At 60.6% G+C, this 24243-nt stretch carries 23 protein-coding genes; 18 read left to right on the forward strand and 5 right to left on the reverse strand.

Annotated features, from left to right (window positions below):
* The first annotated feature begins 226 nt into the window (after positions 1-226).
* Together FE782_RS03810 and FE782_RS03815 are read left to right on the forward strand one after the other, a co-directional pair.
* Complete coding sequence (locus FE782_RS03810; RefSeq protein WP_138192669.1) at positions 227-1420, forward strand: NAD(P)/FAD-dependent oxidoreductase; 1194 nt, start codon at positions 227-229, stop codon at positions 1418-1420.
* Between the two features lie 3 nt (positions 1421-1423).
* A complete protein-coding gene (locus FE782_RS03815) occupies positions 1424-1687 on the forward strand; it encodes a hypothetical protein (RefSeq protein WP_138192671.1) in 264 nt (87 codons plus the stop codon).
* Positions 1688-2012: 325 nt separating this feature from the next.
* On the opposite strand, the gene hemQ is transcribed toward FE782_RS03815, so the two are convergent.
* Positions 2013-2756: a hydrogen peroxide-dependent heme synthase gene (gene hemQ, locus FE782_RS03820; RefSeq protein WP_138192673.1), complete on the reverse strand. Its 744-nt coding sequence runs from the start codon at positions 2754-2756 to the stop codon at positions 2013-2015.
* Positions 2757-2898: 142 nt separating this feature from the next.
* Between hemQ and FE782_RS03825 the strand changes: the two genes are divergently transcribed.
* The 4 genes from FE782_RS03825 to zapE all read left to right on the forward strand — a co-directional run bounded on the left by FE782_RS03825 (position 2899) and on the right by zapE (position 6806).
* On the forward strand, positions 2899-3195 hold the full coding sequence (locus tag FE782_RS03825) for a YuiB family protein (RefSeq protein ID WP_238392337.1): 297 nt from the start codon (positions 2899-2901) through the stop codon (positions 3193-3195).
* Positions 3196-3297: 102 nt separating this feature from the next.
* Complete coding sequence (locus FE782_RS03830; protein WP_138192675.1) at positions 3298-4182, forward strand: alpha/beta fold hydrolase; 885 nt, start codon at positions 3298-3300, stop codon at positions 4180-4182.
* A 130-nt stretch (positions 4183-4312) separates the two neighbouring features.
* The gene (locus FE782_RS03835; RefSeq protein WP_138192677.1) at positions 4313-5824 is read left to right on the forward strand and encodes a replication initiation and membrane attachment family protein; all 1512 of its coding nucleotides are present in this window, start codon (positions 4313-4315) and stop codon (positions 5822-5824) included.
* Positions 5825-5858: 34 nt separating this feature from the next.
* Complete coding sequence (zapE, locus tag FE782_RS03840) at positions 5859-6806, forward strand: AFG1/ZapE family ATPase (RefSeq protein ID WP_138192679.1); 948 nt, start codon at positions 5859-5861, stop codon at positions 6804-6806.
* 94 nt (positions 6807-6900) lie between these two features.
* Here the strand turns inward: zapE and FE782_RS03845 are convergent, their stop codons facing one another.
* A complete protein-coding gene (locus FE782_RS03845; protein ID WP_238392338.1) occupies positions 6901-7038 on the reverse strand; it encodes a YqzM family protein in 138 nt (45 codons plus the stop codon).
* Positions 7039-7210: 172 nt separating this feature from the next.
* Here FE782_RS03845 and trxA point away from each other — a divergent pair, with 172 nt between their 5' ends.
* From trxA to FE782_RS33080, 6 genes are all read left to right on the forward strand, one after another.
* The gene (gene trxA / locus FE782_RS03850) at positions 7211-7525 is read left to right on the forward strand and encodes a thioredoxin (protein ID WP_238392339.1); all 315 of its coding nucleotides are present in this window, start codon (positions 7211-7213) and stop codon (positions 7523-7525) included.
* Positions 7526-7668: 143 nt separating this feature from the next.
* Positions 7669-9645, forward strand: a complete 1977-nt coding sequence (gene uvrC / locus FE782_RS03855) for an excinuclease ABC subunit UvrC (protein ID WP_138192683.1) — start codon at positions 7669-7671, stop codon at positions 9643-9645.
* A gap of 131 nt (positions 9646-9776) precedes the next feature.
* Positions 9777-11204 carry a spore germination protein gene (locus FE782_RS03860; RefSeq protein WP_138192685.1) on the forward strand — a complete coding sequence of 476 codons (1428 nt, stop codon included), beginning with the start codon at positions 9777-9779 and terminating at the stop codon, positions 11202-11204.
* A 13-nt stretch (positions 11205-11217) separates the two neighbouring features.
* Positions 11218-12423: a Ger(x)C family spore germination protein gene (locus tag FE782_RS03865; RefSeq protein WP_158299242.1), complete on the forward strand. Its 1206-nt coding sequence runs from the start codon at positions 11218-11220 to the stop codon at positions 12421-12423.
* Positions 12420-13511: a GerAB/ArcD/ProY family transporter gene (locus tag FE782_RS03870; protein ID WP_158299243.1), complete on the forward strand. Its 1092-nt coding sequence runs from the start codon at positions 12420-12422 to the stop codon at positions 13509-13511. The genes FE782_RS03865 and FE782_RS03870 overlap by 4 nt, the downstream gene beginning before the upstream one ends.
* A complete protein-coding gene (locus FE782_RS33080) occupies positions 13508-13639 on the forward strand; it encodes a hypothetical protein (RefSeq protein WP_274388702.1) in 132 nt (43 codons plus the stop codon). The genes FE782_RS03870 and FE782_RS33080 overlap by 4 nt, the downstream gene beginning before the upstream one ends.
* A gap of 74 nt (positions 13640-13713) precedes the next feature.
* Here FE782_RS33080 and FE782_RS03875 read toward each other — a convergent pair whose 3' ends face one another.
* Both FE782_RS03875 and FE782_RS03880 read right to left on the reverse strand, forming a co-directional pair.
* Positions 13714-15402, reverse strand: coding sequence for a CPBP family intramembrane glutamic endopeptidase (locus tag FE782_RS03875; protein ID WP_138192691.1), 1689 nt, complete (start codon positions 15400-15402; stop codon positions 13714-13716).
* 47 nt (positions 15403-15449) lie between these two features.
* Positions 15450-16385, reverse strand: coding sequence for a LysR family transcriptional regulator (locus FE782_RS03880; protein ID WP_138192693.1), 936 nt, complete (start codon positions 16383-16385; stop codon positions 15450-15452).
* A 225-nt stretch (positions 16386-16610) separates the two neighbouring features.
* Between FE782_RS03880 and FE782_RS03885 the strand changes: the two genes are divergently transcribed.
* The 3 genes from FE782_RS03885 to sdhB are packed head-to-tail and all read left to right on the forward strand — an operon-like array spanning position 16611 to position 19839.
* Entirely contained in the window at positions 16611-17270 is a 660-nt protein-coding gene (locus tag FE782_RS03885) for a succinate dehydrogenase cytochrome b558 subunit (RefSeq protein ID WP_138192695.1), read from the forward strand.
* A 22-nt stretch (positions 17271-17292) separates the two neighbouring features.
* Positions 17293-19050: a succinate dehydrogenase flavoprotein subunit gene (sdhA, locus tag FE782_RS03890; RefSeq protein ID WP_138192697.1), complete on the forward strand. Its 1758-nt coding sequence runs from the start codon at positions 17293-17295 to the stop codon at positions 19048-19050.
* 21 nt (positions 19051-19071) lie between these two features.
* The gene (gene sdhB / locus FE782_RS03895) at positions 19072-19839 is read left to right on the forward strand and encodes a succinate dehydrogenase iron-sulfur subunit (RefSeq protein ID WP_138192699.1); all 768 of its coding nucleotides are present in this window, start codon (positions 19072-19074) and stop codon (positions 19837-19839) included.
* 76 nt (positions 19840-19915) lie between these two features.
* Here sdhB and FE782_RS03900 read toward each other — a convergent pair whose 3' ends face one another.
* Complete coding sequence (locus FE782_RS03900; protein ID WP_138192701.1) at positions 19916-20674, reverse strand: SDR family oxidoreductase; 759 nt, start codon at positions 20672-20674, stop codon at positions 19916-19918.
* A 193-nt stretch (positions 20675-20867) separates the two neighbouring features.
* On the opposite strand from FE782_RS03900, the gene sigJ reads away from it, so the two are divergent.
* The 3 genes from sigJ to FE782_RS03915 all read left to right on the forward strand — a co-directional run bounded on the left by sigJ (position 20868) and on the right by FE782_RS03915 (position 24201).
* Positions 20868-21734, forward strand: coding sequence for an RNA polymerase sigma factor SigJ (gene sigJ, locus FE782_RS03905; RefSeq protein WP_138192703.1), 867 nt, complete (start codon positions 20868-20870; stop codon positions 21732-21734).
* Positions 21735-21783: 49 nt separating this feature from the next.
* Positions 21784-22737, forward strand: coding sequence for an oxidoreductase (locus FE782_RS03910; RefSeq protein ID WP_138192705.1), 954 nt, complete (start codon positions 21784-21786; stop codon positions 22735-22737).
* A gap of 162 nt (positions 22738-22899) precedes the next feature.
* Positions 22900-24201 (forward strand): MFS transporter, encoded by a 1302-nt coding sequence (locus tag FE782_RS03915; RefSeq protein WP_138192707.1) that lies wholly within the window; start codon positions 22900-22902, stop codon positions 24199-24201.
* Positions 24202-24243 lie beyond the last annotated feature (42 nt).

Consider the following 24243-nt stretch of genomic DNA (forward strand, 5'->3'; position numbering starts at 1 on the left):
TTCAGTCGCGATTTTAGGCTTGAACTTTCTTCAATATTGTGGCAAGATATTGACAGTTTGATTTGTTTTGTTATATAGGGTGAGAGCTCACGATAAAGTGTTCCCATTTCGGGCATCCTACCATGCAAACCTATAAATTCGTTTGTTTATGTGTAATTTTTCACAAATAAATATATAGCTTTTCACAAAAACAAATATATATATAACCGGAAGGATTGGAGAAAGCATGAGCAGAATCCCACGCATCGTTATCCTTGGAGCGGGATACGGCGGAATCGTCACGGCTTTGCGACTGCAGAAAGAGCTCAACTACAACGAGGCGGACGTCACTCTGGTCAACAAGCATGACTATCACTACATCACGACGCATCTCCATATGCCGGCTGCCGGTACGGACGATCCGCAGAACGCTCGGGTGAGCATTCTGAAGCTGATCGACGAATTTAAGATCGACTTCGTCAAGTCCACGGTCGTGCAAATCCGGCCGAACGATAAGAAAGTGATTTTGGAAGACGGCACCTTGTCTTACGATTACTTGGTCATCGGTCTCGGCGGCGAGCCGGAGACGTTCGGCATCCCGGGACTCAAGGAGCATGCCCATTTCATTCGAAGCATCAACAGCGTGCGCCTCATCCGCGAGCATATCGAATACCAATTCGCGCGCTTCAAGAAGGAGCCGCACCGGAAGGATTATTTGACGTTCGTCGTCGGCGGCGCGGGCTTCACCGGCATCGAATTCATCGGCGAGCTCGCCGACCGCATTCCGAAGCTGTGCAAGGAGTTCGACGTCGATCCGAATCACGTGAAGATCTACAACGTCGAAGCGGCGCCGACGGCGCTGCCGGGCTTCGATCCGGAGCTCGTTCAATACGCGATGGAAGTGCTGCAGAAGAAGGGCGTCACGTTCAAGATCGGCATCGCGCTGAAGGAGTGCACCCCGGACAGCATTACGCTGGCCGACGGCGAAGAAATCAAGACGCAAACCGTCATCTGGACGGGCGGCGTCCGCGGCAACCGTCTGGTGGAAGAAGCGGGCTTCGAAGCGATGAGAGGCCGAATCAAGGTCGACGAATATTTGCGCATTCCGGGGCATGAAGACGTCTACGTCATCGGGGACTGCTCGATCGTCATGAACGAAGAAGGCCGTCCGTATCCGCCGACGGCGCAGATGGCCATTCAGCAAGCCGACGTGCTCGCGCATAACTTGGTCGCGTCCATCCGCAACTCGTCGCTGAAGACGTTCAAATACGAAAGCAAGGGCACGGTCGCGTCGCTCGGCAAGAACGAGGCGATCGGCATCGCGATGGGGCGCAAGCTGAAGGGCGGCAGCGCGGCCATGATGAAGAAGATCATCGATCTTCGTTACTTGTACATTATCGGCGGCATTCCGCTCGTGCTGCGCAAGGGGTATTTCAATTAACCGATGCGCCATTGCAGCGTGCAAGTGAGAGGGTTGCTGACCCGGGACGAGCTCGACCGGTATAACGCGCTAATGGACGTCGGCCATTTCCTTGAATCGCAGCAGCGGTACGACTTGTCGCAGACGGTACAGAAGGAGATCGACCGGCTCATTCAACCGGCTATCGAACGGTTGAAGGAGAAGGGCCGGGAACGAGACCGCCGGGACGAGGAGTTTATGCGCCAGATCGAACGACTGCGTTCGGGCGAGGACGACGACGAGGATTAGAAAGCTTGGCATTAAAAAACCACCGACGACGGGGGGATACTCCGACGTAGGTGGTTTTTGTTTTGGAGCCGGGCAGCGAAGGTGTTTCGGCACTCCTTCTCCTTGACTTCCCTTAGCTCAGCCGGCGATTTGGAGGGGCAGGCGAGAACGCGGGGAAGGCGAAGCGAACCGGTAGTCGCCGGACTGGCGAGGGGCATACCGCAGTGAGCGACTTTTCGTAGGTGTGTTGTATTCCTTATTAAAGTTTAATCGAAAACAACACACCTACGACGGAGCGAACGAAGTGTATGACCCGCGACGGTCCCGGCCCGATGCCGATTATGCTTTACTTCAACATCGAGGCGAACTTATCCGCATCCGTCAGGTTGCCGACGTAGAAGTCGCCGAATTCGCCGAATCGGGCGGATACTTCGTCGAACCGCATCTCGTAAACGAGCTTCTTGAACTGAAGCGCGTCGTCGGCGAACAACGTGACGCCCCATTCCCAATCGTCGAAGCCGACCGAGCCGGTAATGATCTGCTTCACCTTGCCGGCGTAGGAACGGCCGATCATGCCGTGGCTGCGCATCATCTCGCGGCGCTCCTCCATCGAGAGCATATACCAGTTGTCGCTGCCGGAACGGCGCTTGTTCATCGGGTAGAAGCAGATGTGCTTCGCCTTCGGCATCGACGGCTTCAGGCGCGCGACGATTTCCGGGCTTTCCATAGGATCAGTGCCCGGTTTCGCCATGTAATTGCTTAACTCGACGATCGATACGTAGCTGTGCGCAGGGATCGTCACGTCGGCGAACGACGTCTTATTGAACCGGGTCTCCAGCTCGTTCAGCTCTTCGAGCGTCTCGCGCAGGTGGACGAACACGAAGTCGGCCTTCTGTCCGACGATCGAATAGAAGGCGAAGCTGCCCGTCTTGTTTTCGTCCGCTTGCGCGCACTCGGCGATATACCCCCGCAGCTCGTCCTCCGCCCGGCGCTGCTCGGCCGGCGTCAGCGATTTCCACACGGTCCAATCGATATGGCGAAAATCGTGGAGGGCGTACCAGCCGTCCAGCGTTTGTGCCGCTTCGCTCATGAATGAAGTCACTCTCCTTAAGGTTTGTCCTTATTTTACCGAATCGGGCGGACCGGGGCAAACGGGCTCGTTTGACGAGGCCGAACGCGGGCGGTAAACTATTGAAAGATTCGGGAATCGCGCAGGAGGCTGTGAAATTCGGATGGTAACTAACATTTTCCAAGTCATCGTGATCGCGGTGCTGGCGTTCGTGCTTATGTTCGGCATCGGCTTCATTCTTAACATGCTGCTCAAGACGACCTGGTTGACGGTATATTTGTACCTCGCGCTCATCGTCGGGCTGTTCGCGTATTTCGGCTGGGGGACGGGCAATCTATTCGCCAGCTTGCTCGAGTACGGCATCATCGATTGGCTGGCCGTCGCCGGCGGACTGGCGGGCGCGTACGTGAGCGGCGTAACGATCCGCACGCTTCGCGTGAGAGGCTTCAAGATGTTCTAATTTTACCGGGAAAATGTGTCGCGTATGGCCCCCCTTCCGAAGGGCATCGTAACGGTATGACCCTCATTCTGGCCAGTTACGTCTAAGGAAGGAAGTGGACTCATGCCGAAAGCAAGCGTCAACGGGACGATCCTGCACTACCACGTGCACGGCCGCGGCACGCCGATCGTCTTCATCCATCCGCCGCTGCTGAATCGGGCCGTATTCCGGTACCAAGAGGTGCAGCTGGCGGATCCGTTCCAAGTCGTTACCTTCGACATTCGCGGCCATGGTTTCAGTCCGGCTTCGGAGACGCCGGTCACGTACGCGCTTATCGCGGAAGACATCAAGGCGCTGCTCGATCATCTGAACATTCGGAAGGCGTATCTATGCGGCTATTCGGCGGGAGCCGGGGTCGCGATGGAGACGATGCTGACGTACCCCGATCGAATCCGGGGCGGAATCTTGTTAGGGGCGATGGCCGAGCCGTTCAGCTTGATGGTCAGGGGGCAGCTGGCCGTCGCCTCCGCGCTCGCGAAGCTCGGGATGAAGACGAGCCTTGCGCTCTTGATCGCGAAGGCGAACGCGGACATGCCGGAGACGTTCCATAATTTGTATTACGAGGCCATCCGCGGCGATATTCGGAACTGGCAGCAATACTACGAAGCGGGCATGAAGTTTTCGGCGACGGGCCGTCTCGGCAGCATTCAGGCGCCGACGCTGCTCGTCTATGGAGCCAATGACCGTTCGGCTTACGCTCATGGCGTAGAGTTGCATCAGATGATGCCGGATTCGACGCTCGCGCGCATTCCGGACATCCGTCATCACGTGCCGACGAAGGGGATGGACGCGTTCCACGATCTCGTGACGAAGTGGATCATGCAGCACGAGCTGCGCGCCGCTTCGAACGGGGAGTCCCACGTGGACAAAAACTTGATCAAGAAGGCGATGGATTACGATCTCCGCATCCCGGACGACGTCCTCGCCGACCACGGCATCATGCGTTAACGCCGTCCCCCGCCTGTCGGGCCCGCCGGATTTCTCGGCGGGCCTCTTTATTTTTTGCCCGCCCGGCGGACGCGGAATTATGCTACAATGGAGTTTATCGAAACTTGTCGAACAGGAAGGGGAGCGCCGCTTGAAAGTAACGAATCTGTTGCAGCTGACGGAGCATCACCGCTACGTCGTCTCGCGCCGCTTCGGGCTCAGCCCCTTGGATTCACGGCTCTTATGGACGGCGTATCAACCGATGATCGGGGGAACGGCCGTCGCTTTATATACTACGCTTTATTCCTCGCTCGCCTCCGACGCCGTCGGGGATTGCGACGCGGGCACGCTCGGCCAGCTGTTTCTCGCTTGCGGCCTGCCGCCGAACGAGCGCGGGCGCAAGCAGCTCGTCGACGAGACGGCGAAGCTCGAGGCGGTCGGGCTGCTCCAATCGTTCCGCCGGATGGACGGCGACGAGGTGGCGGCATACGAATTCCGGCTGCAGCCGCCGCTTCGGCCGGATCAATTTTTCGGGGTGCACCATCTGTGGCTGCTGCTGCAGGAGAAGCTCGGCCCGAACGGGGCCGAGGCGGTACGGCGCTCGTTCGCGGCGGACGGAGGCGCCATGACGCGACCCGCCGAGCACGAGACGCTCGAGGACATCTCGGCGCCGTTCTACGAGGTGTTCCGGATGACCGTCGGCGCCGTCTCGGCCGAGGAGCCGCCGGAGCCCGTCGAGCCGTCCGCGGCTCTAGCCGGCGGAGAATTCGGCCGCGACGGCTTCCGCGGCGACGAGCTGCTGAGGCGCTTCCCGAGGTCGCATGCGCATCGCCGCGCCGTGGAGCGGCTCGTCGCCGACCCGGCGCGGCTGGCGGAGCTGAACTATCACGCCGGCCGATTCGAGCTGACGCTCAAGCAGACCGTGTCGCTGCTCGACGAGGACGGCATGTTCGCCGCGAACGGCGAATGGGCCGCGGATCGGTTCCAGGCGCGGGCGGCGGAAGTGTACCGCGGCTCGAACGAGCAGGCGATGCGCAGGGAACGGACGACGCATAAACAGGCGGCCGCGCGCGAGGGCGAGGCGTCGGCGCTTGCCGCGGAGCGCGACGTCTCGGCGCCGTATTGGCTCGAGGTGCCTGAGCAGTTCCAAGGTCAGTGCGACGTCCGGCAGTATAACGCGATGCTCGCGAATTCGCCGTATACGCGCGTACTGAAGATGTTCTTCCAACCATCGGCCGTGCCGACCGCGGTGGAGGAAGCGTTCCTCACGATGAAGGTCAACTACCAGCTGCCGGACGAAGTGCTCAACGTCATGATCCATTATATTCGCGCGAACGATTTGGACTGGAAGCGCAACTATTTGGACGCGATCGCGGGGAACGTCGCGGGCAAGCGCATCCGCTCGTTCGAGAACGCGGTCACGTATTTCCGGAAGGCGGAGCAGTCGCGCTCGGGCGCCGGCGCCGCCGGACGGAACGGCGGCGACGCGGGCAACGCGGCGGCCGGAGCGGCGCCGCAGCGCGCGCCGGGTGCGCGCCGCGGGCGGCCGCCGGGGACGGCGAAGCCGGTCATTCCGGTCGCGAAATCTTCGGACTCGCCGGAGGCGACCGAAGAAGATATCATGAGAATGATGGAGATGGCCAAGCGGCTGACGAACGGATAAATTACTTAAAGCTTGTCGGGAGGAGAGGAAGCGGATGGAGTCCATGGGGAGATGGCTCGGGGCCGCGTCGGGGATCGGGGAAGCGGACTGGAAGCGGCAGCAGATGAAGGTGCTCAACGACGCGGTCGTCGCCGAGTGGGTGGCGGGGCATCCGGAGTTGGAGCGCGAGGCGTTGACGAAGAACGTGACGCGGCTGTACCAATACGCGAAGGAAGCGAAAGAATGCGCCCGCTGCCCGGGGCTCGAACGATGCCCCAACGATATGCCGGGGCATTACACGAAGCTCGTCGTCAGCGGCGCCGGAGCGGAGGCGAGCATCGCGGATTACAAGGTGCCGTGCTCCTTGCAAGCGACGAAGTCCGCGCAGGATTCGGTCCGATCCCGCATCCAAAGCTTCTACGTCGACGAGAAGGCGCTCAATCGCGAGTATTCCCCGGCGGAGATCATCTCGCGGGATATGCGGCGGGCGTCGGCGGTCGAAGCGGTCATGAAATACGTGCTGCGTACGAAGGACGAGGGGCTGCAGCCGAACGGTTTGTATTTGATGGGCGACTTCGGCACGGGCAAGACGTTCCTGGCGAGTTATCTGCTGTACGAGCTGGCGAAGCTGGGCCTTACGGGCGTGATCGTCTATACACCGGACTTCGTCGAGGACTTAAAGTCGATGTTCGGCGATCCGCAGAAGCTGAAGGAAACGATCGACCTGCTGAAGGAAACCGATCTGCTCGTCTTCGACGATATCGGAGCGGAGCATCTGAACGCTTGGACGCGCGATCACGTGCTCGGGACGATTTTGAATTACCGCATGAACCGCAAGCCGACGTTCTACACGTCGAACCACGACTTGAACGGGCTGCAGCGCCACTTAAGCTTTACGACGCGCGAAGGCGAGGACGAGTACCGGGGACAGCGCATCATGGACCGAATCCGTCCGTTCGTCGAGGTGATCGAGGTCGCGGGCCGAAATCAGCGCGGGACGTAAGGAGCATTTTCCGAATAAAAGAAAAAGACACGAAAAAACGCCCGACCTTCGCGTGCTTCGCGAAGCGTCAGGCGTTCGTTGTTTGTATCGTCGATTAGCGCGTCATCACTTGAATGACCGTGGCTGCGACGGCGATGACCAGCATAAGGCCGAACATGCCCAGGAAGCCGACGCCGACGTCGAGCAAGTCGTTGCGCGGTTCTTCGTTCACGTGCTGTCTCGGGTCGTTCATCTTACATCCCCCTTTAGATTCCATGTCAACAGTATAGAAAAACGAGCGTCCATTGTAAAGCGTCAAGGATGTGACAATACTAAGAAGGTTCCGGCGGCGTTAGGATGGCGGCAAGAAATGTGGTATACTTTGCATGTTGACTTATTCTCGCATGAGGGAGGTACAAATTCGTATGGCAATCGTGAACGTAAGCGACGATTCCTTCAAGACCGAGGTCGAGGGAACGGGTACGGTGCTCGTAGACTTCTGGGCGCCTTGGTGCGGACCTTGCAAGATGATCGCTCCGGTGCTCGAAGAGCTCGATAAAGAGTTGGGCAGCTTGAAGATCGCTAAGGTGAACGTCGACGACAATCCGGAATCCGCGGGCCGCTTCGGCGTCATGAGCATTCCGACGTTGATCGTGTTCAAGAACGGCGAGCCGGTCGACAAGGTCGTCGGCTTCCAGTCGAAGGACGCTCTGAAGAACGTCGTCAGCCGTCATATGTAAGGTTCCTACAACCCTCTTCCGTTTATGCGGGGGAGGGTTTTTCGCGCCGATTTTTTCCTGAACGGACCCGTTTGTTCGACGGACGATTTCGTGTACAATCGAATGAGGGGAACAGGAGTGCGCAGGAGAGGATGAACGGCCGCATGGAACAAGGAACGAACCGGGACCGGGAGAAGGAGCTCGAAGCCATACGCCATAAGCTGGCGCTGCTTCCGGACAAACCGGGCTGCTATTTAATGAAAAACAACGAAGGCACGATCATCTACGTCGGCAAGGCGAAGGTGCTGAAAAACCGGGTCCGCTCGTATTTTACGGGCAGCCACTCGGCGAAGACGCACCGTCTGGTCATGGACATCGTCGACTTCGAATATATCGTCACCGCGAACAACGTGGAGGCGTTGCTGCTCGAGTGCAATCTGATCAAGAAGCACAGCCCGAAGTATAACGTGCTGCTGAAGGACGACAAGTCGTTCCCGTATTTGAAGATCACGAACGAAGCGCATCCGCGGCTCGAGGTGACGCGGCGCGTCGTCAAAGACAAGGCGAAATATTTCGGACCGTATCCGAACGCTTTCGCCGCTCAGCAGACGAAGAAGCTGCTCGACCGGCTGTACCCGCTGCGCAAGTGCAAGACGCTGCCGGATAAGGTGTGCTTGTACTATCACATCGGCCAATGCGTGGCGCCTTGCGAGTACCCGGTCGAGAAGGCGGAATACGAGCGCATGGTCGGGGAAATTACGCGCTTCCTGAACGGGGGGCACGACGCGATCAAGGACGAGCTGCAGGAGAAGATGGCCGCCGCGGCGGAAGAGCTGAACTTCGAGCGGGCGCGGGAGCTGCGGGACATGATCGCGGCGATCGACGCGTTGATGGAGAAGCAGACGATCACGGCCGCCGCGGGCGTCGACCGCGACGTGTTCGGATACGCCGTGGACAAGGGCTGGATGTGCGTGCAGATCATGTACGTGCGGCAAGGGAAAATGATCGAACGCCGCGCCTCGGCGTTCCCGTATTACGGCGAGGCGTACGACGATTTCATGACGTACGTCACGCAGTATTACAGCGACAACCCGGCGCTGCCGAAGGAAGTGCTGCTGCCGGGTCCGCCCGCGGCCGGGACGGCCGGCGCGGAAGCCGGCGCCGAGGGCGCGGCTGCGGAGGGCGCGGCTGCGGAGGGCGCAGGCGAGCACGGCGATGCGGGCGGCGACCTGGCGGCCGCGCTCGAGTCCTGGCTGAAGGTGAAGGTGCTGCTGCCGCAGCGGGGCGACAAGAAGAAGATGCTCGAGATGGCGGCCGACAACGCGCGCGTCACGCTCGAGGAGAAGTTCCGCTTGATCGAGCGGGACGAGGAGCGCACCGTCAAGGCGGTGGAAGGGCTCGCCGAGTGGCTCGGCGCGGACCGCATCCACCGTATCGAGGCGTTCGACAACTCGAACATCCAGGGGGCCGATCCGGTGTCGGCGATGGTCGTCTTCACGGACGGCAAGCCGGACCGCAAGGAATACCGCAAGTATAAGATCAAGACGGTCGTCGGTCCCGACGACTACGCGACGATGCGCGAGGTCATCCGCCGCCGTTACGAGCGCGTGCTGCGCGACGGCTTGACGCTGCCGGACCTGATCGTGGTCGACGGCGGCAAGGGACAGATCGCGGCGGCCGTCGACGTGCTCGAGAACGAGCTCGGCTTGTTCGTGCCGGTATGCGGTCTCGTGAAGGACGCGAAGCATAAGACGGCGCAGCTGATGGTCGGCGATCCGCCGACGCCGGTGCCGATGCGTCGCGACAGTCAGGAGTTTTACTTGCTGCAGCGCATTCAGGAGGAGGTGCATCGCTTCGCGATTACGTTCCACCGGGATACGCGGTCGAAGCGGTCGTTCGCATCGTTGCTGGACGACATTCCGGGCATCGGCGAGAAACGGAAGAAGCAGCTGCTGAAGCATTTCGGCAGCGTGAAGGCGATGCGCGAAGCCGACGTGGAGGCGTTCCGTCCGCTCGGCTTCGGCGATAAGCTGGCGCAGCAGATCGTAGACGCGCTGCGCGGTCCGACGCAGGCCGAGGAGGAGACGGCGGCGGAAGCGGAGCTCGAAGCGGGCGCCGAATCGGGGATGCAAGCGGAATAAGAAGCAGGGGACCGCCCGGCGGCGGCCTCCTGCTTTTTCTTTTTTCTCGTTCGCCTCTGCATGATCGATTGCCGAATTTGGGAAAAGTATACGGTAAGATCAGGATCGAACAGAGGAGGCGCCTGTCGCCGATGAATGCGTACGCCGACAATGTAGCCTACTTCCGCCGAACGTTCGATCGATGCGAAGACGTGACTTTCAGATCCGTCCGCGCGGGCGGGCGGATCGAAGCGACGCTCGTCTATACGCAAGCGATGTCGAGCGATCTTCGGATCGAGAGGAACGTCCTGCTGCCGCTGATGCAAATCCAAGCGACTTCTCCTCCGCACGAACCGGACCGCCGACTCGATTGGCTCGTATCCGAGGCGCTTCCCGCGGAAGATATCGTCGTGCAAAGCGATCGGGAGCGCGCGACGGAGTCGGTATTGGCCGGCTATGTCATGCTGCTCGTCGACGGGGTGACCCCCGTCCTGCTCATCGGGCTGGCGGCGTATCCCGCGCGGTCCGTCGAGGAGCCAGCGAGCGAGCCCGTCATTCGAGGATCGCGGGACGGCTTTACCGAGAGCTTGCAGACGAACATATCGCTGATTCGGCGAAGGCTGAAGACGCCCGCGCTGAAGATGGAAATGCGCCAAGCCGGCAAGCTGACGAAAACCGCCCTTTCCGTACTGTATCTGGAAGGTATCGCCTCGCGTTCCCTCGTGGAAGAAGTGAAGTCGCGGCTCGAACGCATCCGTCTGGACGCGATCCTGGAAAGCGGAGCGGTCGAAGAGCTGATCAAGGAGCGGCGGATGACCGTGTTTCCCCAGCTGCATGCGACCGAACGTCCGGATCGGGCGGCGGCCGCTTTGGCGGAAGGACGCGTACTAGTATTGGTGGACAATTCGCCGTTCGGCTTGATTGCGCCCGGTCTGGCCTTGGAGATGCTCCAAGCGTCCGAAGATTATAGTCAACATTACATCGTGGCGTCGGTAACGCGGTGGCTTCGCTATTGGCTGGCTTTCAGCGCCTTGGTGTTCCCTTCGCTGTACATCGCCATCACGACCATGCATCAGGAGATGCTGCCGACGAATCTGCTGCTCAGCATCGCGTCGTCCAGGGAGGCCGTGCCGTTCCCGGCGATCGTGGAAGCGTTCATTATGGAGATGGCCTTCGAAGGATTGCGGGAGGCGGGCGTGCGGCTGCCGAGGCCCGTCGGGCAAGCCGTCAGCATCGTCGGCGCCCTCGTCATCGGTCAGGCCGCCGTTCAAGCCGGCCTCGTCTCCGCCTCGCTCGTCATCGTCGTGTCGTTCACCGGCATCGCTTCGTTTATTTTTCCTTCTTACAGCTTCGGTTTGGCCGTTCGCCTGCTGCGATTCCCGCTTATGATCGTGGCGGGGCTCCTCGGGTTGTACGGGATCGTCTTGTTTTTGCTGGCGCTCCTCATTCATCTTGCGAAGATGAAGTCGTTCGGCGTCCCTTATTTATCCCCGGCGGCGCCGCTGAATCTGAACGGCATCAAAGACGTGCTCATGCGCAGGCCATGGCTTGCTTGGAACAAGGGACGGCAAGAGCCGTAATGGGGGAATGCGCGTGAATCCGGGAGCTTCGGGATATTCGCTGGGACGTCGGAGATGGTGGCTGCTGTTGTTGCTGCTTCCGGTCATGACCGGGTGCTGGGGACGACAAGAGGTGAACGATATCGGCATCGTAACCGCCACGGCGGTAGACCGGTCGGATAATGGCGACATCGTAGTGATGCTGCTGTTCGCGATCCCGCGTCTGGTGGGCACGTCCTCAATGACCGGGGGCGGCGGCGAAAGCAAGATGTCGACGACGGCGGGGTGGGTCGTCACGGCCGGCGGCGAGACGGTGATGGACGCCTTCCGGAACATTCAAGCGAAGCTGCCGCGAACGATCTATTTCTCGCATAACCGCGTCCTCCTGTTAGGCGAGCGGCTGGCGAGAGAAGGGATCGCTCCCGTGCTCGACGTCTTCCAGCGCAATCGGCAGTCGCAACTGAACAGCTTCGTCCTCGTAGCCGAACATCCGGAAGACATTTTGCGGTTCAAGCCCACATTCGAGAAGTTATCCTCCGAAATCATCGAAGAGGAAATCGTTAGAGGGGTCGGGACGAACGTGCGGCTCGTAGAGTTTCTTGCGATGTTACACGCGGAGGGCCAAGAAGCGTTCGCTCCCGTCGTCGAATTGACCAAATCGACAGAGAAGAAGAACGGTTCGAACCTCAGGGCGACGACGAAGACGGCCGCGTTCCGGGGCGATCGCCTTGTAGGCCTGCTCGGCGACGAAGCGACTAGAGGTCTTGTATGGCTACGCAACGAGGTGAGAGACGGCGTGATCACGATTCAGGTTCCGGAAAGTCGCGGAGGCGGGAAAATCAGCGCCGAAATCAAATCCGGCTCGACGCGATTTCGACCGTCCGTTCGAGACGGCCGGGTTCGCATCCGAATCGAAACCGAGGCGACGTTGGATATTGCGGAGAACGCTTCGAAAATGGAAATCGAACGACATTTGGGTACCGTCGAGTCTTACTTCGAACGCGATCTGGAGGAGCGGCTTCGAGCTCTCTGCGACAAAGTGCAACGGAATCTGCATACGGACATCGTCGGCTTCGGACAGAGTTTGTACCGGAACGATCCGAAGCGTTGGCGCGGGGAGTATGCGGAACGATGGGACGAGACGTTCCCGAACGTACGCGCGGACATCTCCGTATCCGTTCAAGTGTTGAACACCGGCCTTGTCGGGAAGCGCGTGGACATATGGGAGGAGGAGCGATGACCGGCTACCAATTATTTTCGATTTTGGTGTTGTTCCAGTTCGGCACGACGGTGATCTTCGGTTTCGCTGCGGGAGCGGGTCGGGACGCCTGGATCACCGCCGCAGGTTCCGCCCTCCTAGGCTGCGTTCTCATTGCGGGCTACGCGGGCATTACGAAATTGACCGGCTACGTCTCCCTGGTGCAATGGTTTCGCGGCGGCTTCGGATCCTGGATCGGCGTTCCGCTGGCATGGCTGTACCCGCTCCTATTCATCTATGACGCCGCTCGAATATTAACCGATTTGGAATTTCTCGTGCCGCTGACGCTGCTGCCGGCCACGCCTCCATGGTTTTTTCTCGCGGCGATTTTGGCGGTAGCGTTGTATTTGATGTTTTCGGGAGTAGAGGTGTTGGGCCGCATCGCCGGCGTCCTGCTCCCCATACTTGTGTTGTTCAGCCTGCTGGAAGCCGTGTTGCTGATCGCTTCGAAGAGCTTTCATCCGGAATATTTCTTTCCGATTCTCGGCGAAGGCTGGGGCAGAGTGTTTACCGGGATCTGGCCGCTCGGCATTACGCAGACGTACGGGGAGAGCATCGAGATGGCCGTCTTCTGGCATCTGCTGAACAAGAAGGAGCGGCTTCCGACCGTCGGCATCGCGGCGACGTTGTTCGCCGGTCTGTTTATCGTCTTGTTCGATGTGCTCGGGATCGCCGCGATGGGGGAGCATCTGTTTATGGAGATGATCTTCCCTGCGTTCACGATCTTGAACCTATCCAGCGTGGCAGGGTTTTTGGAAAATTTGAACGCTCTTGGCGCTATGTATTTCTTATGCACGTCGTTCGTTAAAATGGCGGTCCACTTAATCGCGGCCGCGATGTGCATCCAGGAATTAACCGCGGCCGCGAACAGCGGCGCCGCGATCTGGTTGTCGGCGGGTTCCGCGTTCTTCGTCTCGTTAACGATGACGAACAATTTCTCGGAGCATCTGCAAGCGGGGTTGGAGCGGTTGCCGTATGCGCTGTGGGTTCCGATGTTTATCCTTCTGCCTGCAGCCGCCGGAGCGGCCTCCTGGCTCGGCAGGCGGTTCAAGAGGGCGGCGTACCGATGAACGTCGTCTTCCCTTGGGCGTCCGCCGCTATGATCGAATCGCCATGGATGATGCAATGCGCGATCGTCGGCGCCGCCTTCGCCTTGTCGATCTTGACATGGGTTAAAGAACGTAAGCGGCGGAAGTAAAAACCTCCTGTCCCTGCCGCCCTTGACGCTCGATTGCCGAGCGCCGAGGACGGAAGCGGAAGGAGGTTTTTCCTTTAGCCGATCGGCGCGGCCGGTCGGTCCCGACGGCTCCAACGCACGTAGAGCGCTACGAACGCCGGCGTCGCCAGGTAGAAGGCGAAAGCGGCGAAGCCGCCTGCCGTCGGCGCGGAGGAGACGACGGAGATGCCGAACCAGATCAGGTCGACGACCGCGTGCGCGAAGACGGCGGCGAGGAAGCCGTGCCTCAGGAAGATGAAGGCGAACAGCAAGCCGAGCGCCGTCACCTCCGCGAATCGCGTGTAATACGGATAGATCGGATATTGAACGTGGCCGAGCGCCCAGACCATGCTGCTCAGCAGGATGGCGCCGACAAGGGCGACGGCGCCGACGGTCCGCTTGGACGCGCCGAGCGGTTTCAACGCCCAAGACAGCGGCCAGGCGAACAGCCGCTTCAGCGCCGCGATGGCGAAGAGGCGATACACGGCTTCTTCGGAGACGGCCGCGCACCAGGCGAGCAGCGGCGCGAGCAACGGATACGCCATGTTGTTCGGCGAGCTGAGCGCGTCGATCGTGTACCAGGTGCGAAAGCCTTGCTCCGCGAACAGAAACAGGATCGATTGCACGCCGAGCAAGATCGGCGCGTACACGTAGCCGAGCTTCGCCGCGGCCGCGACGTGCGAGCCGTACTCGGCGTCTTCCGGCTGCGGCCACAGCCGGTAGCCTTGCCGCGCGGCGAGCGTATCGCCGGCGACGGCGCTGAAGTAGAGGCCGATCGCCATGGCGAGCGTCAGGGCGTTCGTGACGACGAGTCCGCCGATCATGCCGGCGATCGCCCCGGCGCCGTCCAGCTCGGCGATGCCGGTATAGTCGCCGCCGTTCAGGAGGTCGAGCATCGTCGCCTTGAGTCCGGGGTACATGTTCACGTTCATCGCGCAATAGAACACGCCGAAGACGAGCGCCATCAAGACGCCGCGGTTCCAACGGACGGAGCCGGCCTGCGCGAGCGCATAGATGAAGGCGGCGAATTGCAGGACGCCGCTGAGCAGCAGGCCGATCAGACCGAGCGCGGACGACTTGGCGTCTTGGTCCGCGATACGGGACGCGTACGATTCGGGGACGATCCAACGCACCGTGAAGGCGGTCGCTCGCAGATCGTCGGCCCGCACCGACACCTCGGCGGACGCCTCGCCGAAGACCGGGTCCGAGAGCGCGTAGGCCGCCTCGCCGACGTCCTCGTCCGCCCAGAGCAGCTCCGGCTCGGCGCCCGTCCAGCCGAGGTCCGCGATCGCCTGGCGGCCGATCGCTTCCAGCTCGCCTCCGGCGACCGGTTCGCCGGCGACGCCCAAACTCCATTCGGTCGCGCGACCGGTGTACGGATTGACGTCGACCCAGTGCTTCGCGCCGGTCCCCGCGTCTTCCACTTCGACGCGGTACGCCTCTAACGGAAGCGTCGCGGACCACCGTTTCTGTACGTCGGCGATCGTCTCGGCCTCGTAGAAATACCCGAAGACGTCCCGGTCGGCCGAATACATCGCGAAGGAACGAAGCTCCGCGCCGGCGTCCCCGGTCCGCTCCCGAACGTACGCTTCAGCGGCCTGCTCGGCTCCCGAACGGTCGACGACGTGCGTCGTCGCGCTCGGATCATTGCCCGCGACCATCGGGACGACGTTGGTCGCAAGAAATACAAGGAGGCCGACCGCCGAAGCGATCCATAACGACTTTGCGATTTTCGAAATAGTCATGATTTCGCTCCTAACATTTATGTACATACTTAATGATAGACGTCGTTTTATTTTATCATAGGCGTCCGGAACGATTCATGCGACGACGCCGAGCCCCACAGCTTCGTTTGCTGGGCGAGCTCGATCAGCTGAGCGGCCGCGGGCGTCAGCGGACTATGCTTCGAATACAGCAGCGACGTCGTCCGGGTGAAATGGGCGATGTCGGGAATGTGCCGCACGACGACCGCGTCGTCGTCGGCGACGCTGCTGCGGAGATACGATTGCGGAAGCAGCGTCGCGAGATTGCAGGCGGAGACGAGGCGAACGATCACCTCGAACGAATCGATCTCCATCTTGACGTCCGGCACGACGCCGTTCGCGGCGAGCAGCTCGTCGGTTAACACCCGATACCACGTCCCTTGGGAAAATAAGATCATCGGCAGCCGCTCCAAGTCGCCGATCGACAGCTCGGCCTTGGCCCCGAGCGGGTGGAAGGCGGGCAGGACGAGAGACAAGTGGTCGTCGAACAGCGGCACGCAGACGGTGTCCGGCGTGTCGACGGCGGAGGCGACGAGGCCGACGTCGCACTTCTTCTCTTTCACGAGCGTGACGATCTCGTGGGTTTTCCCGGTGACGGCGTGAATGTCGACGTCGGGGGCGTGGCGCGTGAACGCGGCGATGAGATCGGGCAGCGTGGATTGCAGCGTGGTGAGGCTCGCCCCGAGCGTCAAGCGGCCCCGGTTGGCCGAGTTGAATTCGCCGAGCGTCTGTAGAAACCGCCCTTGCAGCTGTCGCATCTCGACGGCGAATTCGTAGCTGATCTGGCCGACGCGCGTCAGCTCGAGCCGCTTGCCGCGCCGATGAAACAGCTTCACGCCGAGATCCTCCTCGAGCGTCGAAATTTTGCGCGACAGCGCAGGCTGGCTAATATTGAGCGCCTGCGACGCTTTGTTGACGCTCCGGTGCTCGACGACGGCGGCGAGGGCGATCATCTGGTCGTACATGAGGGGGACACCTCCATATATGATCTTATGCAGTTTAGGTATTATTCATTATAATAAATCGGTACTTCCATTATAAGAGGCGGAGTTGTATCATTTACAATGTGAAACTTTTTTGAACGGACTGTGCCGATCGTATTGACGGGCTTATCCCGCGGGAGTAGAATTGTGTACGGTTTGTCACAAAGTGAACGGAACGGCGATTTCAATCAGGGAGGAACAAGGAACATGAAAGGAAATTCGTATTTGCACCGGAAGATCCACTCCTTATTAGGCGTGCTTCCGCTCGGGGGCTTCTTCATCGAGCACCTGCTCACGAATTACTCCGCTTTTCAAGGCGGGCAAGAAAAATTCGTCGAGCACATCCATTGGATCCACGGCTTGCCGCTCGTGCTGGGGCTCGAAATTTTCGTCATCTGGCTTCCGCTTCTCTATCACGGCGTGTACGGTCTGTATGTCGCGTACCAATCGCGGAACAACGTCAGCAATTACGGCTATATCCGGAACTGGGCGTTCTTTGCGCAGCGCATCACCGGGGTCATCACGTTCGTCTTCGTCGTATGGCATATTTGGAGCACGCGGGTGCAAATCGCGCTCGGCACGGTCGAGCAGGACGCCGTCGGGGTGCAAATGCATGAGATCTTGTCGAACCCGGTGTATTTTTGGATTTATTTCGTGTGCGTCTTAGCGGCGTCGTTCCACTTCTGCAACGGGTTGTGGTCGTTCCTCGTGTCCTGGGGCATCGCAGTCGGCCCGCGCGCGCAGCGCGTCGCCTCTTATGCGACGATGGCGCTCTTCGTCCTGATGACCTTCATGTTCTGGATGGCGATGGGCGGGTTCTTGGACGATTCTTTCGCGGAGCCGCTTGCCTCTGCGTCCCTACAATAGAAGAGGAGTGAACGGTAACATTATGGCGAACCAAAACATCATCGTCGTCGGCGGCGGTCTCGCCGGCCTGATGGCAACCATCAAAGCGGCGGAAGCGGGTCAGCACGTCGACCTGTTTTCGCTCGTGCCGGTCAAGCGCTCCCACTCGGTGTGCGCGCAAGGCGGCATCAACGGAGCGGTCAATACGAAGGGCGAAGGCGACTCCCCGTGGGAGCACTTCGACGATACGATCTACGGCGGCGACTTCCTCGCGAACCAGCCTCCTGTCAAAGCGATGTGCGAAGCCGCGCCGGGCATCATCCACTTGATGGATCGGATGGGCGTTATGTTCAACCGGACGCCGGAAGGGTTGCTCGACTTCCGCCGCTTCGGCGGCACGAAGCATCACCGGACGGCGTTCGCGGGCGCGACGACGGGCCAACAGCTGCTGTACGCGCTCGACGAGCAGGTGCGCCGCTGGGAAGTGGCGGGCCTCGTCACGAAGTACGAGCATTGGGAATTCCTCGGCGCCGTCATCGACGAAGAAGGCGTCTGCCGCGGCATCTCCGCGCAGGATCTCCGTTCGATGGAAGTGCACACGTTCCGCGCGGATGCGGTCATTCTAGCGACCGGCGGACCGGGGATCATCTTCGGGAAGTCGACGAACTCGGTCATTAACACGGGTACGGCGGCAAGCGCGGTATACCAGCAAGGCGTCTACTACGCGAACGGCGAGTTCATTCAGATTCACCCGACGGCCATTCCGGGCGACGACAAGCTGCGCCTCATGTCCGAGTCGGCGCGCGGCGAAGGCGGACGCATCTGGACGTACGACAAGGACGGCAAACCGTGGTACTTCCTCGAGGAGAAGTATCCGGCCTACGGCAACCTCGTGCCTCGGGATATCGCGACGCGCGAAATTTTCGCGGTGTGCGTCGACCAAAAGCTCGGCATTAACGGCGAGAACATGGTGTACCTCGACTTGTCGCATAAAGATCCGAAAGAGCTGGACGTGAAGCTCGGCGGCATCATCGAGATTTACGAGAAGTTCATGGGCGACGATCCGCGAAAAATTCCGATGAAGATTTTCCCTGCGGTACATTACTCCATGGGCGGCATGTGGGTCGACTACAACCAAATGACGAACATCCCGGGTCTCTTCGCGGCGGGCGAATGCGAATATCAATTCCACGGCGCGAACCGCCTCGGCGCGAACTCGCTGCTCTCGGCGATTTTCGGCGGCATGGTGGCGGGACCGAAAGCGGTCGAATATATCAAGGGTCTCAAGAAGTCCTCGGCGGACTTGGACGAGCGCGTGTTCAGCGCGGAGAAGAAGCGCCAAACGGAGAAATACGAAGGCATTCTCGGTCTTACGAAGGGCACTGAAAACCCGTACGTGCTGCATAAGGAGCTCGGCGAATGGATGATCGACAACATGACGGTCGTCCGGTATAACAAGAAGCTGCAGGAGACGGACAACAAAATCCAGGAGCTCATGCAGCGCTATAAGAACATCAACATCAACGACACGGCGAAGTGGAGCAACCAAGCGGCGTCGTTCACGCGTCAGCTGTGGAACATGTTCGAGCTCGCGCGCGTCATGACGATCGGCGCCCTGCAGCGGAACGAAAGCCGCGGCGCGCATTACAAGCCGGAGTTCCCGGAGCGCGACGACGACAACTTCATGAAGACGACGGTCGCGAAGTATACGTCGAACGGTCCGGAGATTTCCTACGAGGATATCGACGTCTCGCTCATCGCGCCGCGCAAGCGCGATTATACTTCGGATAAGAAGAAATAAGAAAGGGAGGGTGCCAGAGCGATGTCTACGACAACGGCGAACGACAAGAAGACAGTCAAGTTTATCGTAACGCGTCAAGATACGCCGGAATCTCCTTCGTACACGGAGGAATTCGAAATTCCGTACCGCCCGAACATGAACGTCATCAGCGCGCTGATGGAAGTACAGCGCAATCCGGTGAACGCCAAGGGCGACAATACGTCCCCCGTCTGCTGGGAGTCCAACTGCTTGGAGGAAGTGTGCGGGGCCTGCTCGATGGTCATTAACGGCAAGCCGCGCCAGGCGTGCACGGCGCTCGTTGACAAGCTCGAGCAGCCGGTCCGCCTCGCGCCGATGAAGACGTTCCCGGTCATGCGGGATCTCGTCATCGACCGCGGCCGGATGTTCAACTCGCTGAAGCGCGTGAAGGCGTGGATTCCGATCGACGGCACGTACGATCTCGGACCGGGTCCGCGGATGGCGGAAGCGAAGCGCCAGTGGGCGTACGAGCTGTCCAAGTGCATGACGTGCGGCGTCTGCCTCGAGGCGTGCCCGAACGTCAACGACCGGAACGACTTCATCGGTCCGGCGCCGATCTCGCAGGTGCGCTTGTTCAACGCGCATCCGACGGGCGAGATGAACGCGGACGAGCGTCTCGAATCGCTGATGCAGGACGGCGGCATCGAGGGCTGCGGCAACTCGCAGAACTGCGTGCAGTCGTGTCCGAAGGGCATTCCGCTGACGACGTCGATCGCCGCGATCAACCGCGACACGACGAAGCTGTTGTTCAAGAAGTGGCTTAGCCAATAAGCGTATAGAGAAGTGGCGCCTCCGGTCGGATATCGATCGGGGGCGCCGCTTTTTCGCATACACCGGCTGCGTTCGTTTAGGCTTGGGTTCCGAGACGGGCGAGCCAATCGCCGAGGCGCGTCGAGGCGATCCTTGCGCCGTCCTCGACGGGGACGAGCGATTCCGCTTGGAGCGGCGCGCCGAAGTACCCCTTCGAATCGTCCGTAACGACTTGCCGCTCGTCTCGGCTCGCGCGCAAGGAGACGCGGACGAATTCGTCCAGACCGAGCCGCTCGGGTCCGGCGATTTCGACGACGCCGTTCGCAGGCGCGGCGAGGGCATAGTCGACCATCGCTTCCGCTACGTCGTCCGCGGCGATCGGCTGCACGAGGGCGGAGGGCAGATTGACGGTTTGCCCTTCCGTCGCGGTGTAGGCGATGGTACCGGCGAATTCGTAAAATTGCGTAGCGCGTACGATCGTATACGGGATTTCGGAAGTTTCGATCAGCTTCTCCTGCGCCCGCTTCGCGCGGAGATAGTCGTTCTCTTCGAGCCGGTCCGCGCCGACCACGGACAGCGCCACATGATGGACCGCCCCGGCGGCCGCTTCGGCGGCGAGGAGATTCCGCGTGGACTTCTGGAAGAACGACATGACGGCATCCCTTTCGAACGATGGGGAGTTCGTCACGTCGACGACGACCTGCGCGCCTCGGATCGCTTTCGCCAATCCTTCTCCCGTGACGGAATCGACGCCTGCCGACGGCGAGGCGACCGCCGTCTCATGTCCGAGCGACTGAAGTCTAGCGATCATTTTTTTGCCGATCAATCCGGTACCGCCGACGATTACGATTTTCATATGATAACCTCCTGGGATATAGCCCTCCTTGCGGGGCGGCGTGATGTCGAAGCCGGTCGACGGCCGGTTCGTCGCAGCGGGCTTCATCCATAACACGACCGAGCGGATCGTTTTGTGACATCCCTTGCTTAACCGCTTCGCAGAAGATAGAGTGAGGGAAGGAAATCGATCGCGCGGAAGGAGGAGTGCTCCGATGCAAGAGCTGTACGTGCAGTACAAAGGGTTGATGTTCAAGCTGGCTTATCAATTGACCGGATCGGCCGCCGATGCGGAGGACGTCGTCCACGATGTATTTTTGAAAGCGCAGAGCCTTCCGCCGAGCAGGCTGGAAGATTCGAAAGCTTTCCTATGCAAGATGGTGACGAATCGCTGTCGCGACTTGTATAAATCGGCGCGCAAGAAGCGGGAGCATTACGTCGGGGAATGGCTGCCGGAGCCGCTCCAAGGCGCGGCGGAAGATTCGTCGGAATCGGTCGTCCAGGACGACCTCTTATCGTATGCCATGCTCGTATTGCTCGAACGTCTGTCGATCTCGGAACGCGCCGTGTTCGTCCTGCGCGAAGCGCTCGGCTTCGAGTACGGGGAAGTCGCAAAGCTTCTCGGCAAGAGCGAGGTCGGCTGCCGGAAGCTGTTCAGCCGGGCGAAAGCGAAGATGGAGCTTCCCGAGGACGAGCCGATTCGCTCCGATCCGGCAGGCCGATCTTGGGCCGACGACTTCGTGGCGGCGCTTAAGAAGGGGGATCTGGACCGGCTCTACGCGTTGCTGGATCAAGACGTCGTCCTCGTCGCCGACGGAGGCGGCAAGGCGGTCGCGGCATTGAATCCGATTCGAACGAGAGAGCGCGTCGCGCAGTTTCTGCTCGGCGGCGTTCGCAAGGCCGCTACGGTCGGGGACGACGTCGTGATCGACCTTGTCCGTCTCAATGGACAAGCGGGCTTCGTCATTCGCTCGGAAGAAGGGATCGTCCATACCGCGGGCATGTTCCGCATCGCGAAGGACGGGATCCGGAACATCTATCTTATGCGCAATCCAGATAAGCTTACGTATGTAGGGAAGTAAGCCCTCGGATCCATGCATGCGCGATTTTTCGAAGGGAGACGATCGGTAGATGCACAATGGAAGCAGTGAAAACAAGAAGACGGGGAACGCGCGGGGACAGGAGGATATCCCCGATCAAACCGGGAAGACGGTCGTCGTGACCGGCGCCAGCAGCGGTATCGGCTTGGAAGCGGCTCGGGTATTCGCGGGGAAAGGCGCCGACGTCGTTATGGCCGTGCGCAACGCGGCGAAGGGGGAAGCGGCGGCGGAGCGCATCCGAGCCGCCGTACCCGGGGCGAAGCTGACGCTGCTGCCGCTCGACCTGGCCGATCTCGCCAGCGTGCGGGCGTTCGCCGCGGCGTTCCGGGAGGCTCGCGGTCGGCTCGACCTGCTGATCAATAACGCGGGGGTCATGATTCCGCCGTACGGCAAGACGAAGGACGGCTTCGAGCTCCAATTCGGCAGCAACCACTTGGGGCACTTCGCCTTGACCGGCCTGCTGCTGCCGTCGCTGACGTCGCCGGAGTCCGGCCGCGCCCGCATCGTTACGCTCACGAGCATCGCCGCACGTTCCGGACGCATCGACTTCGACAACTTGGACGGATCCCGCGGGTATGGCGCCATGAAGTTCTATTCCCAGAGCAAGCTCGCGAATTTGCTGTTCGCGCTCGAGCTGCAGCGGCGCTTGAGCGCTTCCGGCGCGGCCGCGATCAGCGTCGCCTGCCACCCGGGCATCTCGACGACGAACTTGTTCTCGCGAGGCTCCGGCAAACAATCGGGTTGGTTTATGAAGATGCTGCTCGCCTCCGTCGGACACTCCGCGGAGATGGGGGCGCTGCCGACGCTGTACGCGGCGACGAGCCCGTCGATACGCGGCGGCGAGCTGATCGGCCCGGACGGGCGCGGCGGGCGCCGCGGGTATCCGGCGCCGGACGCCGTCGGCGCGAAGAAGGACGACCCCGAAGTCGCGCGTCGGCTTTGGGACGTGTCGGAGCGGCTAACGGGCGTCGAATTTCGGCTGTAATTATGCGAAGCCCGCTGTCGGGGAAACCCGCCGGCGGGCTTTTTGATCATTTCCGGGGCAATTGACGCCGGTATTCTTTTCCCCGCGGCGCTCCGGTTTCTGCTATAATGAATTCGCCTTCGGGCATAGCAGGTCAACTCACCGAACCGAGGTGTACCGTTCATGGCCTTTCCGAGCGTACGATGGAAGCGCCTCTCCGCGGGCGTTCCGCTCGAGAAACGATTATCCAAGGAAGCCGTCACGACGATCTCGATCCACAGCTTCTTCCAACTGGGAGCGTCGATGTCCGGCGTGTTTCTCAATTTGTACTTATGGCGTCTGACGGAAAGTCTCGCGATCAACGGCATGTACGCGCTGCTGTCGTACGCCGTCGGCCCGATCGTCTTCGCGATCGGCGGCAAATACGCCAAGACGAAGGATCGGCTCTTCGCGTATCGGCTCGGCATCGCGATGACGGCGACCTTTTATTTGCTCGTCATTATCGCCGGCCCCCGAGTGGTCGATTATTACTACGTCTTCGCGATGCTGGCCGGCACCTCGGGCGCCTTCTATTGGCTCGGGTACTTAACGCTCATGTACGACGTGTCCACGGACCAGAATCGGATTCGGTATCTGGGGCTCAATTCCATCTGCTTTAATCTCGCGGGGCTGATCGGTCCGGCGGCGGCCGGCTATATGATCGGGCTCGCCGACGGCTTGGAAGGGTATATGATCGTCTTTACGATCGCGTTCGTCACGTTCGTCCTCGCCACGATCGGAAGCTTCCGATTGAAGGCGAAGGGCAGCCATCATAAATCGTATTATTTACGGCTGCTGCCGCTCTTGTTTCGTAAGGACGCGTCGTTCCGGCACAGCTTGTTCGGGTGGATGATTCTCGGGTTGTATCAAGGGCTGCTGTTGTTTCTGCCGAACATCCTGTTGTTCGACGCGTTGGGCCGCGAGGATTGGGTCGGCTATGCGGGCGTCGCGCTGCTCGGCCTGACGATTCTGACGAGCTACCTGCTCTCGCGGTACGCGAAGCCCGAGCTCGCGAAGCGCTACGCATTGATCGCCGCCTGCGCCTTCACGACCGGCGCCGCGCTGCTGACGGCGTTCGGCGTTCATGTGTGGACGGTCGCCGCGTTCGCGGTGTCGTATTACGGCTGCATACCGCTGCTCGTGAACTCCTTCTCCGCGTACCATTACCGCCTGGTCGGCCAGCTGCCGCTCAAGGGAAACCTGCGGGTCGAAACGATCGTCGCTCGCGAGGCGTTCATCAACGTCGGGCGCGTCGTCGCGTTGTTCCTCATGATCGCGCTTTCGTCCGATTTGGACAGCCCGTGGATCGGGGCCGTCGTGCTCGGAGCCGCGCTCATGCAGTTCAACTTCGCGTGGGTGATCAAGCGGGAGAACCGGAGCGAGCCGTCCGTCAATGCGGCGGGCTCGCACGCTCCCCGAGGAAATCGGAGTACGCCCGGCACGTAACGCGAGGCTCGTCCTCCGACGCATCGACGGCATTGAGGAGAA

Source organism: Paenibacillus antri (assembly GCF_005765165.1).
Taxonomy (GTDB): Bacteria; Bacillota; Bacilli; order Paenibacillales; family YIM-B00363; genus Paenibacillus_AE; species Paenibacillus_AE antri.